The organism is Pseudidiomarina salilacus (genome assembly GCF_047323925.1).
Lineage (GTDB): Bacteria > Pseudomonadota > Gammaproteobacteria > Enterobacterales > Alteromonadaceae > Pseudidiomarina > Pseudidiomarina salilacus.
In genome coordinates, this window is sequence record NZ_CP178751.1 from 319,281 (window position 1) to 333,663 (window position 14,383).

Consider the following 14,383-nt stretch of genomic DNA (forward strand, 5'->3'; position numbering starts at 1 on the left):
TGGTCATTTTTATTCGTCCCTTTTAGTAGGCATGAGTTCGGAGATTAAACATCCATGGCAGCAGACGCGCCCCGTAGTAACTTTATTCGTCAAATCATCGACAAAGACCTCGCCAGTGGCAAGCACAGCGAAGTGCACACGCGCTTTCCGCCTGAGCCAAATGGTTTTTTACACATTGGTCATGCGAAGTCGATTGTACTGAACTTTGGCATTGCTGAAGACTATCAAGGTACCTGTAACCTGCGTTTTGACGATACCAATCCACTGAAAGAGAAAGTTGATTATGTCAACTCGATCAAAGAAGACGTGGCATGGTTAGGTTACCAATGGAATGGCGAGCCGCGCTATTCGTCGAATTACTTTGATCAGCTGCATGCCTACGCGGTAGAGCTGATTGAAAAAGGCCTTGCTTACGTTGATTTCTCGACCCAAGAGCAAATGCGCGAAATGCGTGGCACCTTGAAAGAGCCGGGCGTAAACAGCCCGTACCGCGACACCTCGGTCGAGGAAAACCTCAAGCATTTTGCCGATATGACGGCGGGTAAATACCAAGAAGGCGAAGCTGCACTGCGGGCGAAAATCGATATGAGTTCGCCGTTTATGGTGCTGCGCGATCCGGTGATTTATCGTGTGCGTTTTGCCCATCATCACCAAACTGGTGATAAGTGGTGCGTGTACCCGATGTACGATTTTACCCACTGTATCTCGGATGCGTTGGAAAACATCACTCATTCCTTGTGTACCCTGGAATTCCAAGACAACCGTCGCTTGTATGACTGGGTGCTGGATAACATCAGCATCGATTGTCACCCGCAACAGATCGAATTTTCGCGGCTGAATCTGCAATACACAGTGATGAGCAAGCGTAAACTGAATCTGCTGGTCGAAGAGGGCAAGGTCAGCGGTTGGGATGACCCACGGATGCCAACCATTGCTGGTATGCGCCGCCGCGGTTATACGCCAAGCTCGATTCGTGAGTTTTGTCACCGTATTGGCGTGACGAAAATGGATAACCAGGTCGAGATGAGTATGCTCGAAGCTTGTATTCGCGATGAACTTAATCAGCAGGCGCCACGAGCGATGGCGGTGCTAGACCCAGTGCGGTTGGTGATTGAGAACTATCCAGCTGACCAGGTTGAACGCCTTATTGCACCGAATCATCCAAATGACGATAGCTTAGGCAATCGTGAAGTGCCTTTTGCACGGGAAATCTTTATCGAAGCAGAAGACTTCCGTGAAGAAGCGAATAAAAAGTACAAACGTTTGGTACTTGGTAAAGAAGTTCGCCTGCGTAACGCCTATGTGATTAAAGCTGAGCGTGTTGAGAAAGATGCTGACGGTAACATCACCACGATTTTCTGCAGTTATGACGCTGATACTTTAGGCAAAGATCCGGCCGATGGTCGTAAAGTGAAAGGGGTCATCCATTGGGTTGCCGCAGAACATGCACAGCAAGCTGAATTCCGCTTGTACGACCGGTTGTTCCAAGTGCCAAACCCTGGCGCGGAAGAAGACTTCTTTAGTACCTTGAATCCGGACTCGTTGGTGGTGAAACAGGGCTATGTTGAACCTAGTTTAGCAACAGCGGCAGCTGCAGAGCGTTATCAATTTGAACGTATCGGTTATTTCTGTGCCGACAGTAAAGATAGCAGTGCCGACCAGTTGGTGTTTAACCAAACAGTCGGCTTGCGTGATACGTGGAATGACGACGCTTAATTAAGCGTCGCCAATTCAATGCGGGCGGCCGCACCATACAAGGTGCTTGAGTCGCCCTCAACTTTTCCTTCAGGCGTAATAGTCGGCCATAATTCGGGCAGCTGCGCCAAAATCTCGGCAACTTCATCTAGCGCTGCTGCATTTGCCTCGCGTTGCTGCGCACTCAATTGGTTGATACGTGCTTTGGCAATTGCGGTAAAGCCGTAAGCATCCTGAAACTCATGTACGTTGACAATACTGCCTTGTTGCACGCCGATATCGTATTCTTCGCCGGCAGTTAACAGCATGCTACTGAGGCTCATCAATACGCTTTTGACTGATTTCTGTTGCACTTGTTCGGCAGCGTCAATAGCTGCTACTAGGTCGTTATAGGCTTGGTTAACTGCGTCATCCCCTCGCGCATTGTTGACCGTGTTAGCAAGTGTGCTCAGCTGGTCCGCAAAGCCATCAACGCCGCGAGCTTCGAATGCTGGCACTAGTGCTGCGTAGAGTTCATCTTCAGGATGTTTCATATGGGTTTTAGCCATGCCTAAGTGACCTTGGTCATAGAGCTTTTTAGCGACATATAAATGACCGCGAATCAAGCCGAGTTGCGCCAAATAAGCAGCATCGTTAACGCGCAGATCGACGACTCCTGAGCCTTCACCCTCACCTTCACCTTCGCCAGCACCGGCAAACGGCGCGACCATGGTGTAATGTTGCTCCGCTTGCAGCAAATCTTGCGCCACATCTGCTTGTGCCGCAGTGCTGCCTAGCAAGGTTGCGCTCGCCGCGCTGACCGCCAACCATACTTTTCTTTTCTCGTACATATAAGGTAACCTTTAGTTGCAGTGTCTTGTGTTGTTGTCAGACATTCGACTATCCTACACGAATGAGAGTTATTCTCAATAACGGGCGTTATGATTCTACATATTCAACAGGTTATTGATCCGGGCACTTTGTCAGCGATCGCTGACAAACTGGCGGCAGTCAACTTTGCTGACGGTCGTGAAAGCGCCGGTTGGGCAGCTAAACAAGTCAAACATAATCAGCAATTACGCGCGCCTCATCCCGTCATAGAGTTGCTGTTAAACCGAGTGAAACAACATTCATTGGTGCAGCAAGCGGCGCGTCCAGCGCAATTCGTCAACACCATGATCAACCGTTATGATGTGGGGCAGTGTTACGGCACCCACATGGATGACGCGTTAATGGGCCAGGTGCGCACTGATTTATCTTTTACGCTTAGTTTGACGGATACGCAAGCCTATGATGGTGGTGAATTAGTCATTGAGGATGCGACTGGTGAACGCAGTTGGCGACTGGCAGCAGGCGATATGTTGTTGTATCCAACGCAATATCTGCATCGTGTTGAGGCGGTCACCAAAGGCTCGCGAATTGCACTTGTGGGCTGGATTGAGAGTTTGCTGCGTGAACCGCAACAACGCGAGATTTGCTTCGATTTGCAACAAGCAATGCAGCACGAATTTGCTGCCCGTGGTAAATCAGAGCAATTTGATGTTTTGAGTAAAACTTACAACAATCTTTTACGCCGCTGGGTGAAACGCTAATGCAAGTGGTCTATCAAGCAGATAATGTGGTCGAAGCTGAATTACTCAAAGGGCTGTTGGAAGCGCATGGCATTGCCTGTCATACCGGCGGTTTTTTCTTGCAAGGTGCGGTGGGCGATCTGGCCGCGTCTGGCTTTGCCAATGTCTGGGTGGGGGATGACGACGTAGAGGCTGCAAGAGCCTTGCTCAAACGCTACGAGCAAGGCGAATTTGGCTTAAGCGAAGACGAAGACGCTGATTAGTTGGCGTCTTCGTTGTGCTCACAGTTGGCAGCGTTATTACACTCACCGTACAAGTACAAGCTATGGTTGGTGAGGGTAATGTTATTAGCTTCTGCGACCTGTAATTGGCGGTCTTCAATCACTTGATCTTCAAACTCGAACACGTGACCGCAAGTGAGGCACACCAAGTGGTCGTGGTGATGTTTAGCGCTCAGTTCAAATACCGAACGCCCACCCTCAAAGTGATGACGGGTAACGATACCAGCATCATCGAACTGGTTGAGTACGCGATACACCGTGGCCAAACCAATTTCTTCATTGTTCTCGAGTAAGATCTTGTACACATCTTCGGCGCTGATGTGCTGATTCTCCGGCTTTTTTAGAATCTCAAGGATCTTGACGCGTGGAGATGTGACCTTCAAACCTGCTTTTTTCAGTTGTTGTTCGCCGTTGCTACTCATTTGAATTCACTTTTTTCAGTTTTAGCGTGTCGCCATTATAGGCAAACATCGCAGGGAAAGGGAATTGCCCTTTAGGCTAATTGATCGAGGGCCATTTCCTCACGAATTTGTGCGCACCATTTTTGCACACGCTCTTTTGTCAACTCTGGCTGACGGTCTTCATCAACACCTAAACCTACGAAGTGATTGTCGTCGACCAACGCGCGTGAAGCTTCAAAGTGATAGCCTTCGGTTGGCCAATGACCAATAATGATACCACCGCGAGCTTCAACGATATCACGTACTGTGCCCATGGCATCGAGGAAGTACTCAGCGTAGTCTTCTTGGTCACCGCAACCGAAAATCGCGATCAATTTATTATTGAAGTCGATTTCTTCAAGTTCAGGGAAGAAGTCGTCCCAATCACACTGCGCTTCGCCGTAGTACCAAGTAGGAATACCAAACAGCAATAAGTCGTACCCAGCGATATCTTCTTTGCTTGATTTCGCAATATCAAACACGTCGATTAAGTTTTTGCCGAGTTCTTTTTGGATCATCTGAGCAACAGCTTCGGTGTTACCGGTGTCGCTACCGAAGAAAATGCCAACACTTGCCATAGTTTTGTTACTACCTTCGTTTGTTAAACGGAGCGCCGGTTACAGACCAGCTTCCCAAATGACTTGAATAATGCCTTTCGCAATAAATCCGGCACAGCCTAAAAATAGCACTAGCCAGACAAACCAACGACCAAATTTCGGTACATCGCCTTTTTTAAGAACGTCTTGAATCGCCAAGCCGATCAGTACAAAGAGAATAGCGATGGCAAAATTGGTGCCCAAAATCTCAATGGTTTCAAAGTGCTCTGACAACATAACAGACCCACCCGTGCTGCGAATAAGGATGCTGATTATAACACGCTAGACTAAGCGGTGCGACAATGTTGCTCGAGAAAGCTGCGGACCAAACGGTTAAAGATCCTTGGCTTTTCGGCGTGCAACCAATGCCCGGTTCCTTCGATGATTTTGATATCGACATCGGCAAAACGCGAAGTCACTGCATCACGATGGGCTTCGGTCAAATAATCGGAATCAGCACCTTTAATGAATAACACGGGGCCGGCAAACTCACCCTCGCGCACTGCGCCAGAAATTTCTTCGTAGCAACTGGCGAGGGTGTCGAGGTTGAGCCGCCAATGGTAACCATCATCATCACGCTGTAAATTTTTGAGCAGGAATTGCCGTACGCCGCGCGTTTCGATGTATTGCGCTAGCTGTTGGTCGGCATCTTGGCGTTTATTGACTTTGCTTAAATCAAGACTCGCGAGGGCATCGAGAATGTGATGATGACGTGCATCGTAGGCAACCGGTGCAACATCGGCGACAATCAGTGCTGCGACATGGTCTTGATAGGTGAGTGCGTATTCCATCGCCAGCTTACCGCCCATGGAGTGACCCACAAGCGCCCATTGCTCGATGGCTAATTCTTCGCGGAGCGCTTCAATATCTTCTGCCATAGCGCTGTAATTCATGTGCTCACTGTGAAATGAATCACCATGATTACGGACATCGACCAATACCAGTTGATAGTCGTCTTCGAGGTCGCGCGCTAAACTCTTGAGGTTATCTAAATCACCGAATAAACCATGGATAAGCAGCACCTGCGGTCCTTTGTTGCCCATGGTTTCGTAATTAAGTAACGCTGAAGTTGTTTTTGTCATTGCGAATTCCTGTACCCACGTGGTCGGATGGGTATAATAACCCGCATAGAGTCTGCCATAAACCGAAAAGAAGTGAGCGCATGAGCAAACGTATTGAGATTGATGATGAGTTATACCGTTATATCGCCAGTCATACCCAGCACATCGGTGAGAGTGCATCGTCGATTCTACGCCGCTTGTTGCAGTTAGAATCGTCTGCGCCGAACGCAGCGTCAGAAGCCCCGTTAAATAGTGCAGCAGCTGAACCCGAAGTGGGCACACGCGTGCACAACCGCACCATTTTCGACAGCATGACCAGTGCAGATCTTGCTGGGCAACGTAGTGTGGTTGCGCGCTTCTTATACATTTTGAGCATGCTGCACAAATGTCACCCGCATATGTTTGCCAAGGTACTGCAAATCAGTGGTCGCGACCGCCAATACTTTTCGCGTAGCGCGGCTGAATTAGAAGCAAGTGGCACTAGCACCAATCCTAAACAGATTCCTGATTCGGACTTTTATGTGGTGACCAATAACAACACGACGCGCAAGAAATCGATGCTCACCCAAGTGGCACTTGAACTCGGTTATGACGAAGCGCAAGCAGAAAAAATTAGGGATTTTCTATAATGGCTTTGCATGAACGTGCGGGAAAACCCGCTCAAGCACAGGATTTGACCAATATCGCGAAACTGGTCAGTGCTTATTTCGTCAATGAAGTGGATCCACGCCAACGTGCGCAACAAGTGCAGTTTGGTACCTCTGGACACCGTGGCTGTGCACTCGATAACTCTTTTAATGAGGCACATATTTTGGCGATCAGCCAAGCTTTGGTGGCTTACCGTGAAGAGCAGGGCATTACTGGGCCTTTATTGCTGGCGCGTGATACCCATGCGTTGTCAGAAGCAGCCTACATGACAGCACTTGAAGTCTTTATTGCTAATGGTGTAGAAGTGCACGTGCAAAGTGCTGACGGCTATACCCCAACGCCGGTGCTCAGTCGTGCGGTGCTGCGTTATAACCAAGGACGCAGCAAAGATTTAGCTGATGGCGTGGTGATCACACCTTCCCACAATCCGCCGACCGATGGCGGCTTCAAGTACAATCCCCCGCATGGCGGACCAGCCGATGCTGATGCCACCAAAGTGATTCAGAAATATGCGAATGCCTTGTTGTCGTCAGACTTACTTGGCGTGAACGCCGTGAGTTATGCCGAAGCAGTTGCAAGCCCGCTGTTAAAAGCAGTGGACTGGCGTAGTCAGTATATCGATGAGCTCGAGCAGGTCATCAATATGGCTGCCATTCGTGCTGCCAAGCTGCGCATCGGTGTCGATGCCATGGGCGGAGCAGGGGCAAGTTACTGGGCGCTCATAGCAGAACGCTACGGTTTAACCATTGATGTCTTCAATGCCGAAGTTGACCCAAGTTTCCGGTTTATGACCCTAGATAAAGACGGCAAAATTCGCATGGACTGTTCGTCGCCTTATGCGATGGCTTCGTTGTTAAAGCTTAAAGATGAATATGCGATTGCCTTTGGTAATGATCCTGACTACGACCGTCATGGCATTGTCACGCCCAAGCATGGCTTGTTAAACCCGAACCACTACCTTGCGATTGCGATTGATTACTTGTGTCAGCATCGTACTTGGCCTGCATCCATGAAAGTCGGTAAAACTTTGGTGTCGAGTGCATTGATTGATAGGGTCGTTGCCGCCAATGATCGTGAGCTGTTAGAAGTGCCGGTAGGTTTTAAATGGTTTGCGCAAGGACTTGCCGAGGGTGATTTAGCTTTTGCTGGTGAAGAAAGCGCTGGAGCGACCTTTGCCGACCGCCAAGGACAAGTATGGACCACTGATAAAGACGGCATCATTCTAGCCTTATTGGCCGCCGAAATCGTTGCCGTCACCGGCAAGGATCTTGGTGATTACTATGCTGATTTATGTGCCCAACATGGCACGAGCTATTATCAGCGCACAGATGCACCTTCGACACCAGCAATGAATAAGGCGCTAGCCGGTATTCGGGCTTACAAGTTGAAACTGAATGAACTTGCTGGCGATGCCGTGACGGCGGTGATGAGTAAAGCACCGGGCAACGATGGCCTCATCGGTGGGGTAAAAGTAACCACCGCCAATGGCTGGTTTGCTGCACGCCCGTCAGGCACCGAGCCGATTTATAAAATTTATTGTGAGAGTTTCGTCAGTGCTGAGCATCTCGCAACGATTGCTGCCGAAGCTCAGCAACTCGTGACAACTTGGCTAGCTGATTAAGACTTAACGGCCGAAGCTGTTTCTTCGGCCTCTTGTTCTGCTTCTTGTTCCGCCAGTTCGACCTGATATTGATGCTCATCGACCAATGAGGTGAGCAACTCATCTGAGGTTTGTGACGGTGTCAACAATGCATAACTACCCGTGAGCTGGTCGTCAGCTTTGGCACGGCGTGTCACGCGGTATAGTGAGTACAAGCTGACAATCGCGGTCAACGCCATAATCAACAAGAAAAAGAAATCAACCGCACCAAACTGCATTAGGGCAGCAACTGCTGGCGCACCGATAATCGAGCCGATACCACCGACTTTGATGATGGCGCCGGTAGCGCCGACCATTTGATCTTTGTCGAGGTAATCGTTGGTGTGCGCCATACCCAAAGAGTACATGGGCAGAACACAGGCGCCGAACAAGCCGACACAGAGGAAGATCAGCCACGCCACCGAAGCGTCGAGTTGTGCCAACACAAATGCCATCACCGCACCTGCACCAGCGCAAGCTGCCATAATGATGCGTCGATCAAAGCGATCAGAGAGTAAGCCGATGGGAGCTTGTGCCAACATGCCGCCAAGAATAAACGCCGCCATAAACAGTGACACTTGACCGACGCTTAGGCCGATGTAGGTCGCGTACATGGGGCCAATACCATAAAACATGGCATAACAGGCCTGCATAATAAAAGCGTTGACCATACCCAGAGGCACCAGTTTTAAGAGGCTGCGGATGGGTACTTTTTTCGGTTCATGGGTGGTCGGCTCAACCGTCACACTGATCAGGATTGGGATCAGTGATAGGTTGATCAGTAGCGCAACCAATGCAAAGGCGAGGAAGCCTGCAGGGTCAGCGATGCCAAGGATTAACTGTCCGGCAACGAGACCGCCGTAAATCAACACTAAGTAAATGGACAGTAAAGCGCCTCGGTTTTTGTTGTCGGCCATGGTATTAAGCCAACTCTCGACGATGACGAAAATCGCCGAGATCGCAAAACCGGTTAAAAAGCGCATAATGAACCACACGGTGGGGTCAATCCAAATCGCCTGAATCAGTATTGACGCCGCAGCGAGCGCCGCCAGCCCACCAAAGGCGCGAATGTAACCTACGCGACGAATATCTTTTGGGGCACGGGTGGTACCAAATAGAAAGCCAATAAAATAAGCCGACATGATAATGCCGGTGGTCAAAGTGCCAAAGTTTTCGATGGTTGCACGCAGGCTTAATAGCGTGCTGGTCATGCCGGTACAAATGCCGATCAGGGTGATACTGGTGAGAAGGGAACTGATCGCTCGCAGTTGTTGTTTAAGCATGAGCAACGATCCTTGGCGTTGGCGAGTGAATGTGTCGCGAATTGTAGCACGGATCAAATTTTTCGGAAACGTCAAGAGGTTATCCACAGCTTGTTACTTGCCGAGGGTTAGCGGGCTGTTTATGATGCGCAGAGAAGAGGATAAAAAAGGATCATGATGCAACGATTAGCACCGATCATTTTACTGCTGGTAGGGTTCTTTTGTGCTGCACAAGCAGCGGAAGAAGTAGATGACCTCTATCAGCATCGGGTAGAGGTCAATAGCCAAGCCGCCACCGAGCGCACCAATGCGCTGCGCGAGGCGCTGCAAGCAACACTACTGAAACTCAGTGGTGATGATGAAGTGTTGGCCAGTCCGATCGTCGACAATGCCCTGCGCAACGTGCGTGACTACGTGGTGCAGTATGGTTACCAACAAGAAACCGAAGCTTTGTATTTGTGGGCACAATTCGATCCGGCGCAAGTGGAACGTTTAATCCTTGATGCAGGTGGTGGTATTTGGAGTAGTCTGCGGCCCAAATTATTGGTTTGGTTAGTACAAGAAAACGAGGATCTGCAGCGTCGCATGTATGCTGCTGACAGCGAAGCTATTGTAGTGCAGCAGCTGCGCAATGCCGCACAACGCCGTGGATTACCGATTCAACTCCCCTTGTTAGATTTGAACGATACCATGACAGTTTCGGTCATTGATGTGTGGGCGCGGTTCATGGATACCATTGATTTTGCCAGCCAACGCTACAGTCCGGACGGTGTGATCGTCGCGCGCATTTATCAAACCATACCAGACCCAGCCAACCTAGAGCTGGTGACTGATAAATGGCAGGTAGATTGGACCTTGAACTTGGGTGAGTTACGTTGGCGCGGTGAGGCCACGGCCATGGACCCAGGTGAGCTTGGGGCAGCAGTGATCGCCGACGTAACGGCGCAATTGGCAGCGCGCTATCGAATTAGTAGCGAGAGTGATGTGAGTCAGCAATGGACGGTGCAAATTGACGATTTACCTGATCTAACCACTACCATAGCGGCGGAACAGTTACTTGCGAATATTCCTGCAGTCAACGATGTGCAACTGGTGGCTTATGGTCAGCATCGCGCTGAATTTAGTTTGAGTTTGACCACCGATCCGGCACGTATTCGGCAAGCGCTTGATTTAAGTCAAGAATTACAAGCTGTTGCGGTCGAAGGCGAGGATCCGACCGAGAGTAACTTATTCCGTTGGATCGCTGAAAAATGACGCTACAGCAGTTGCCGCTGAATGTGCAGTTACCGAGCAATGAAACCTTTGCAACGCTGGTGCTTGGCCCCAATAGCGAGGCCATAGCGGTGGCGCAACAAGGCGCGCAAAGCGTCACTTATTTGTGGGGGCGTGCCGGGGTAGGTAAAAGCCATGTGTTGCATGCACTGTGCGCAGCAGCACCCACACCAGTCATGTACTTGCCGTTAGCCGAACTCCAAGGTGCAACCCAAGCCGGTGTGCTCAAGGGGCTTGAGCGCTATCCGTTAATTTGTCTTGATGATGTGGATGCGGTTCTCGACGACGCCAATTGGTGCTATGAATTGTTCACCTTGTTCAACCGCGTGCGCGACGCAGAAAGTGGCCGCTTGCTGGTCACTGCAAGCGTTTCACCGGCGCAACTCAAAGCGGCTTATCAGGATGTACAATCGCGTCTCAGTTGGGGTGTGGTGATGCAGCTGCATGAGCTGGATGACGCGCAAAAAATAGACGCGCTACAATTGCGCGCGCAAGCGATGGGCTTGGAGTTACGGCATGACACTGCACAATTTATGTTGCAACGTTTAGGACGCGATATGGGGAGTTTGATCGGCAGTTTGAAGCGCCTTGACCGAGCTTCGATCGCGGCGCAACGTAAACTCACCATTCCTTTTATTAAAGCTGTTCTGGCAATTTAATCTTGGTCTTTCAGTTTTTTCAGACCCAAACCTAGTGCGCGTCCTTGATGCCGTGCGAACCAAGTACAACCGACAAACGCGAGACTGGTCAATAACAATTCACCTACCGCCCACCACAGTTGCTCTGGCGCTATGTAGAGCATGGTCAAACTATGCAAGAAGTACCACATCAGAATAAAGTTCGCCCAGGCATGAGTGTAAGGTTTGCCTTTGATGATGCCGTACAGCGGGAACAAGAGCGGGAGTACGTAGAACAGGCTGCGAAACAATATAGACTGCTCGCTATAACCAGTCCCAAACTGCCACACAATGACCCACGCCAGGAGCGCGATATAACTGACTAAGGCAAGCCAACGAAGGCGTTTAATGTAAGGCGTCATAGTTTACTACTCTTGTTGTAATTTGACTGCGGCTTGCCCCAAACGCAGGCCAAGCTGCGTGGCGAGCGTAAGCTCCTGTTTACTGAGCTTGCTCCCCGCCGCGTGTTCAACGTGGGAGGCGCCGTAGGGACTGCCTCCGGCCGTGGTTTGCTGCAGCCCTGGTTCAGTATAGGGAATACCAAGCACCATCATGCCGTGGTGTAACAGTGGCACTAGCATCGACAGCAGGGTTGATTCTTGACCACCATGCATTGAACTACTTGAGGTAAACACAGCCGCTGGTTTGTCGACCAAGGCGCCACGCAACCATTCAGCTGACGTGGTTTCCCAGAACTTCTGCAAGCCGCTGTACATGTGACCAAAGCGTGTCGGGCTACCAAGCGCTATACCTGCACAATCGCGTAGCTCCTCTGCTTCGATGACTAGATCACGCGCACAAGCGGCCTGATCATCGCAAGCAACAGTGCGCAGTAGCGGTTCAGCGCCGGCCTGCATGATACCATTAGCGATAGCATCTGCGAGTTGCTGAGTGGCACCACTGCGGCTGTAATAGAGGACAATGACCTTGGCTGCCGTGGTCATTTACAGAATCTCCAGTACGGCTTCTGGCGGGCGGCCTAGGCGTGCTTGATCTCCTTTCACCACAATCGGTCGCTCAATAAGCTTAGGGTGCTCAACCATGGCATTGATCAGTTGCTTTTCATCGTCGACATCTTTTAAATTCAATTCTTTGTAAGCATCTTCTTTTGAGCGAATGAGTTCGCGCGCTGAGATAAAGCCGAGCTTGCGCAGTAAATCACTAATATCAGCAGCCGTAAGCGGGTCTTTTAAGTACTCAATGATGCTTGGCTGAATGCCTTGTTCTTCAAGCAGTGCAAGGGTTTGACGACTTTTTGAACAGCGAGGGTTGTGATAAATGTGAACTTCAGACATGCTACTACCTTCTGCGAATAAGTATCTGTTTATAGCTTACGGGAAAGCCTATGTATTGTCGATTTTTGTCAGTTGCAGTGTTGGTTCTAGGGCTTGCGAGTTGCAGTCCCGCCGCCGATTTTCATACCAATCAAGAACAACAATTGCGTTGGCAAGATTTGCAGGGCGAGTATGTCATCGTCAATTATTTCGCCGAATGGTGTGCTCCCTGTTTGCGTGAACTACCGGAACTCAATGAATTTCATCACGCGCACAGTGATAAAGCACAATTATTTGGCGTTAGCTTTGACGGTTTAAATAACCAAGAACTCGCTGCGTTACAGCAAGAGTACGACATTCAGTTTCCACTGATACTTAACCAACCGGTACCGCAATTACCCTTTGCCACACCACAAATGTTGCCTGCAACCTATGTCATTACGCCAGACGGCGAAGTCAAAGGGCCCTTGTTAGGTGAACAAACCGAGGCTTCATTGCTACGCGCTATTAGTGCAGACTAACCCAGTTGTTGTAGGGTGTCGCGCTGCGCCATTAACTGCTCGATACGCGCCTGAATGCGGCGTTGCTCAAGGCGATTGTCGCTGGCGCGGTGGGCGTTGTGTAAATGGTCAATGGCGCGGTCAAACTGGCCGTACAAGGCCATCAGCTCCGCGTTCGCTTCATGCATGCCCTGGCTATCGCCTAAAGCGCGATGTGCATCTATCAATAATGAGTAAGCGATGGTGTTCGACGGTTCGCGCAGCAGATAGTCGCGAACTAGTTTCACCGCTAATGCGGGTCGATCGGCTTGGTTGGCAGCATTCGCATAGTTCATGGTGATGGTGCGTTCGTTTGGCATGCGCTGATAAGCTTGCTCAAGCATAGCTAGGGCTTCGTCAAAGCGTTGCTGAGCCAGCAAAATATCGGTTTGTACGTCAAGATAAAAGGTGTTGTAGGGTTGCGCTTGATAAAGCGGAGCCAATGCTTCTTCAGCAGCTTCAGCTTGGTCGTCATCAAGTAGGGCAATGGCATAGCCATAGCGTGCTGCGGTCGCAACTTGGGGGTCGTTACTGTTCATTTCACGGCGTGCAGCTTCAGCATCATAACGCTTCACATGGCGCACCAAGACGCGATATTTGGCTAACAGAAAATCTTGCTCATCGTTGGTTTGCCGATAGCTCTGGCGCAATTGTTCGGCACGTAAACGGGTATCACTGATGCGCGATTCACTTAACGGGTGGGTGAGCAGCATTTCCGGCGGCTTTGCAGTGTAGCGGTACTTCGCCGCTAAACGGCCGAAAAAGTCAGGCGCGCCCATGGGGTCGTAGCCACTTTCAGCCAAAATAGTCAGGCCAATGCGGTCAGCTTCTTGCTCAAATAAGCGCGTGTAGTTGATGCTGCGTTGTTGCATGCCCGCCATACTCGCTTGTACCGCTGCCATCCCCAGTTCTGGATTGACAATGCCGAGTAACACCGAGCCCAACATCGCAGCAATGGACGCTGGACCACTACGCTCCATGGCTTCCATGTTACGTACTATATGACGTTGCGATACGTGGGCAATTTCGTGCGCGAGTACCGATGCCAGTTCGGATTCATTACGTGTTTCGGCAATCAGACCAGTGTTGACGCCAACATGGCCACCGAAGAAGGCGAAAGCGTTGATTTGATCTTGCTGAACCCAGAAGAACTTGAACGGGAAGCGCACATCACTGGCGCGCAGTACCAACTTTGAGCCGACGTTATGTAGATAAGAGTTGAGCACTGGATCGCCAACAATTGGCGCGGAGGCGCGGATCTGGCGCATGTAAAAATCGCCAATCAGTTGCTCGCGTTCAATCGACATGGTGCCGCCGCCGGCGGTGCCAATATCAGGCAGTCGCTGTTGCTGCGCGCTCGCAGATACACTCAGCGCTAACAGAGCAGCTAAGCTAACAGTTGCGAGTTTGGTTTTAAGGGCAGACAGCATATGTGAACAACCTAATCGT

18 protein-coding genes are annotated in these 14,383 nt (G+C 50.3%); 8 read left to right on the top strand and 10 right to left on the bottom strand.

The genetic code is table 11. The features are described from left to right. Nucleotides 1-54 precede the first annotated feature (54 nt). A complete protein-coding gene (glnS, locus tag ACJ8W9_RS01485) occupies nt 55-1,716 on the top strand; it encodes a glutamine--tRNA ligase (protein WP_411360043.1) in 1,662 nt (553 codons plus the stop codon). Here the strand turns inward: glnS and ACJ8W9_RS01490 are convergent. Beyond that, a complete protein-coding gene (locus tag ACJ8W9_RS01490) occupies nt 1,713-2,525 on the bottom strand; it encodes a hypothetical protein (protein WP_411360044.1) in 813 nt (270 codons plus the stop codon). The two genes, glnS and ACJ8W9_RS01490, sit on opposite strands and share 4 nt — an antisense overlap. Before the next feature lie 90 nt (nt 2,526-2,615). Here ACJ8W9_RS01490 and ACJ8W9_RS01495 point away from each other — a divergent pair, with 90 nt between their 5' ends. Both ACJ8W9_RS01495 and ACJ8W9_RS01500 read left to right on the top strand, forming a co-directional pair. After that, nucleotides 2,616-3,266, top strand: coding sequence for a Fe2+-dependent dioxygenase (locus tag ACJ8W9_RS01495; RefSeq protein ID WP_411358161.1), 651 nt, complete (start codon nt 2,616-2,618; stop codon nt 3,264-3,266). Beyond that, complete coding sequence (locus ACJ8W9_RS01500; RefSeq protein ID WP_411358162.1) at nt 3,266-3,508, top strand: DUF2007 domain-containing protein; 243 nt, start codon at nt 3,266-3,268, stop codon at nt 3,506-3,508. Before ACJ8W9_RS01495 ends, ACJ8W9_RS01500 begins: the two co-directional genes overlap by 1 nt. Here the strand turns inward: ACJ8W9_RS01500 and fur are convergent. The 4 genes from fur to ACJ8W9_RS01520 form a co-directional block, all read right to left on the bottom strand. Further along, on the bottom strand, nt 3,505-3,948 hold the full coding sequence (gene fur / locus ACJ8W9_RS01505; protein ID WP_034729991.1) for a ferric iron uptake transcriptional regulator: 444 nt from the start codon (nt 3,946-3,948) through the stop codon (nt 3,505-3,507). The two genes, ACJ8W9_RS01500 and fur, sit on opposite strands and share 4 nt — an antisense overlap. Nucleotides 3,949-4,019: 71 nt before the next feature. Continuing rightward, nucleotides 4,020-4,544, bottom strand: a complete 525-nt coding sequence (fldA, locus tag ACJ8W9_RS01510; RefSeq protein WP_411358163.1) for a flavodoxin FldA — start codon at nt 4,542-4,544, stop codon at nt 4,020-4,022. Between the two features lie 39 nt (nt 4,545-4,583). Then, the gene (locus ACJ8W9_RS01515) at nt 4,584-4,799 is read right to left on the bottom strand and encodes a DUF2788 domain-containing protein (RefSeq protein ID WP_034729986.1); all 216 of its coding nucleotides are present in this window, start codon (nt 4,797-4,799) and stop codon (nt 4,584-4,586) included. Between the two features lie 50 nt (nt 4,800-4,849). After that, nucleotides 4,850-5,644, bottom strand: coding sequence for an alpha/beta fold hydrolase (locus ACJ8W9_RS01520; protein ID WP_411360045.1), 795 nt, complete (start codon nt 5,642-5,644; stop codon nt 4,850-4,852). Between the two features lie 80 nt (nt 5,645-5,724). On the opposite strand from ACJ8W9_RS01520, the gene seqA reads away from it, so the two are divergent. Together seqA and pgm are read left to right on the top strand one after the other, a co-directional pair. Continuing rightward, on the top strand, nt 5,725-6,252 hold the full coding sequence (gene seqA, locus ACJ8W9_RS01525) for a replication initiation negative regulator SeqA (RefSeq protein ID WP_411360046.1): 528 nt from the start codon (nt 5,725-5,727) through the stop codon (nt 6,250-6,252). Next, complete coding sequence (gene pgm / locus ACJ8W9_RS01530; RefSeq protein WP_411360047.1) at nt 6,252-7,892, top strand: phosphoglucomutase (alpha-D-glucose-1,6-bisphosphate-dependent); 1,641 nt, start codon at nt 6,252-6,254, stop codon at nt 7,890-7,892. Before seqA ends, pgm begins: the two co-directional genes overlap by 1 nt. Here the strand turns inward: pgm and ACJ8W9_RS01535 are convergent. After that, on the bottom strand, nt 7,889-9,193 hold the full coding sequence (locus tag ACJ8W9_RS01535; RefSeq protein ID WP_411358167.1) for an MFS transporter: 1,305 nt from the start codon (nt 9,191-9,193) through the stop codon (nt 7,889-7,891). The two genes, pgm and ACJ8W9_RS01535, sit on opposite strands and share 4 nt — an antisense overlap. Nucleotides 9,194-9,346: 153 nt before the next feature. Between ACJ8W9_RS01535 and ACJ8W9_RS01540 the strand changes: the two genes are divergently transcribed. Both ACJ8W9_RS01540 and hda read left to right on the top strand, forming a co-directional pair. Then, on the top strand, nt 9,347-10,426 hold the full coding sequence (locus ACJ8W9_RS01540; protein ID WP_411358168.1) for a DUF2066 domain-containing protein: 1,080 nt from the start codon (nt 9,347-9,349) through the stop codon (nt 10,424-10,426). Further along, entirely contained in the window at nt 10,423-11,103 is a 681-nt protein-coding gene (hda, locus tag ACJ8W9_RS01545) for a DnaA regulatory inactivator Hda (RefSeq protein ID WP_411360049.1), read from the top strand. Before ACJ8W9_RS01540 ends, hda begins: the two co-directional genes overlap by 4 nt. Here hda and ACJ8W9_RS01550 read toward each other — a convergent pair. From ACJ8W9_RS01550 to arsC, 3 genes are read right to left on the bottom strand one after another with little or no spacing between them, the layout of a single operon-like run. Beyond that, nucleotides 11,100-11,483, bottom strand: a complete 384-nt coding sequence (locus tag ACJ8W9_RS01550; protein WP_411358170.1) for a DUF2069 domain-containing protein — start codon at nt 11,481-11,483, stop codon at nt 11,100-11,102. The genes hda and ACJ8W9_RS01550 overlap by 4 nt on opposite strands. Before the next feature lie 6 nt (nt 11,484-11,489). Further along, entirely contained in the window at nt 11,490-12,065 is a 576-nt protein-coding gene (gene wrbA / locus ACJ8W9_RS01555; RefSeq protein WP_411358171.1) for an NAD(P)H:quinone oxidoreductase, read from the bottom strand. Beyond that, nucleotides 12,066-12,416: an arsenate reductase (glutaredoxin) gene (arsC, locus tag ACJ8W9_RS01560; RefSeq protein WP_411358172.1), complete on the bottom strand. Its 351-nt coding sequence runs from the start codon at nt 12,414-12,416 to the stop codon at nt 12,066-12,068. 50 nt (nt 12,417-12,466) lie between these two features. Between arsC and ACJ8W9_RS01565 the strand changes: the two genes are divergently transcribed. Continuing rightward, on the top strand, nt 12,467-12,916 hold the full coding sequence (locus ACJ8W9_RS01565; protein WP_411358173.1) for a TlpA family protein disulfide reductase: 450 nt from the start codon (nt 12,467-12,469) through the stop codon (nt 12,914-12,916). Here the strand turns inward: ACJ8W9_RS01565 and ACJ8W9_RS01570 are convergent. Beyond that, the gene (locus ACJ8W9_RS01570; protein ID WP_411360052.1) at nt 12,913-14,364 is read right to left on the bottom strand and encodes a M48 family metalloprotease; all 1,452 of its coding nucleotides are present in this window, start codon (nt 14,362-14,364) and stop codon (nt 12,913-12,915) included. The two genes, ACJ8W9_RS01565 and ACJ8W9_RS01570, sit on opposite strands and share 4 nt — an antisense overlap. Nucleotides 14,365-14,383 lie beyond the last annotated feature (19 nt).

Bases quoted from the DNA above. Each gene is read 5' to 3' on its own strand.
- ACJ8W9_RS01515 (WP_034729986.1), bottom strand. From the start codon at position 4,799: ATGTTGTCAGAGCACTTTGAAACCATTGAGATTTTGGGCACCAATTTT.
- ACJ8W9_RS01565 (WP_411358173.1), top strand. From the start codon at position 12,467: ATGTATTGTCGATTTTTGTCAGTTGCAGTGTTGGTTCTAGGGCTTGCG.
- glnS (WP_411360043.1), top strand. From the start codon at position 55: ATGGCAGCAGACGCGCCCCGTAGTAACTTTATTCGTCAAATCATCGAC.
- fur (WP_034729991.1), bottom strand. From the start codon at position 3,948: ATGAGTAGCAACGGCGAACAACAACTGAAAAAAGCAGGTTTGAAGGTC.
- pgm (WP_411360047.1), top strand. From the start codon at position 6,252: ATGGCTTTGCATGAACGTGCGGGAAAACCCGCTCAAGCACAGGATTTG.
- ACJ8W9_RS01535 (WP_411358167.1), bottom strand. From the start codon at position 9,193: ATGCTTAAACAACAACTGCGAGCGATCAGTTCCCTTCTCACCAGTATC.
- arsC (WP_411358172.1), bottom strand. From the start codon at position 12,416: ATGTCTGAAGTTCACATTTATCACAACCCTCGCTGTTCAAAAAGTCGT.
- ACJ8W9_RS01550 (WP_411358170.1), bottom strand. From the start codon at position 11,483: ATGACGCCTTACATTAAACGCCTTCGTTGGCTTGCCTTAGTCAGTTAT.
- wrbA (WP_411358171.1), bottom strand. From the start codon at position 12,065: ATGACCACGGCAGCCAAGGTCATTGTCCTCTATTACAGCCGCAGTGGT.
- hda (WP_411360049.1), top strand. From the start codon at position 10,423: ATGACGCTACAGCAGTTGCCGCTGAATGTGCAGTTACCGAGCAATGAA.
- fldA (WP_411358163.1), bottom strand. From the start codon at position 4,544: ATGGCAAGTGTTGGCATTTTCTTCGGTAGCGACACCGGTAACACCGAA.
- ACJ8W9_RS01490 (WP_411360044.1), bottom strand. From the start codon at position 2,525: ATGTACGAGAAAAGAAAAGTATGGTTGGCGGTCAGCGCGGCGAGCGCA.
- ACJ8W9_RS01520 (WP_411360045.1), bottom strand. From the start codon at position 5,644: ATGACAAAAACAACTTCAGCGTTACTTAATTACGAAACCATGGGCAAC.
- ACJ8W9_RS01540 (WP_411358168.1), top strand. From the start codon at position 9,347: ATGATGCAACGATTAGCACCGATCATTTTACTGCTGGTAGGGTTCTTT.
- ACJ8W9_RS01570 (WP_411360052.1), bottom strand. From the start codon at position 14,364: ATGCTGTCTGCCCTTAAAACCAAACTCGCAACTGTTAGCTTAGCTGCT.
- ACJ8W9_RS01500 (WP_411358162.1), top strand. From the start codon at position 3,266: ATGCAAGTGGTCTATCAAGCAGATAATGTGGTCGAAGCTGAATTACTC.
- ACJ8W9_RS01495 (WP_411358161.1), top strand. From the start codon at position 2,616: ATGATTCTACATATTCAACAGGTTATTGATCCGGGCACTTTGTCAGCG.
- seqA (WP_411360046.1), top strand. From the start codon at position 5,725: ATGAGCAAACGTATTGAGATTGATGATGAGTTATACCGTTATATCGCC.